The 421-nt window shown below is 62.0% G+C and carries 1 protein-coding gene; it reads left to right on the plus strand.

Annotated elements, in window-relative coordinates:
- Positions 1-58 precede the first annotated feature (58 nt).
- Positions 59-421: hypothetical protein (locus QCE79_RS34020; protein WP_309852031.1), on the plus strand; the 363-nt coding region annotated here is incomplete at its 3' end.

A 421-nucleotide genomic window follows, 5' to 3' on the forward strand; every position in this document is an offset into this window, starting at 1 on the left:
GGGGCGGACACCGACCGTTCCCCTTCGCGACCATAAACGTGGACAAAAAAAGTAAAAAATGGCTCAACGGGGAAGGAAATCTGCGGCATCGCTGGCAATCGCGCCAACGGCGCCGATCGCGCTCGTGCAGCGTCTGGCGCCGCCGATTCACCTCAGTGACGCGGAGCGGACCGTATGGCTGGAGGTCGTCAACGACCAGCCGGCGGGCGCATTTAGCGCGACTCACACTCCATTGCTGGAAATGTACTGTCGGCACGTCGTCAATGCACGCACGATCGCCGATGAACTGCTCAACTTCGAGCGCACATGGCTCGCGCGTGATGATGGTCTGAAACGCTATGACCGGCTACTGGCGATGAGCGAACGTGAGAGCCGCGCAGCCTCGTCGCTCGCCACGCGTCTTCGCATCACGCGGCAGGCC

Origin of the sequence: Caballeronia sp. LZ003 (genome assembly GCF_031451465.1) — a bacterium.
In the GTDB taxonomy this organism is placed as follows: domain Bacteria; phylum Pseudomonadota; class Gammaproteobacteria; order Burkholderiales; family Burkholderiaceae; genus Caballeronia.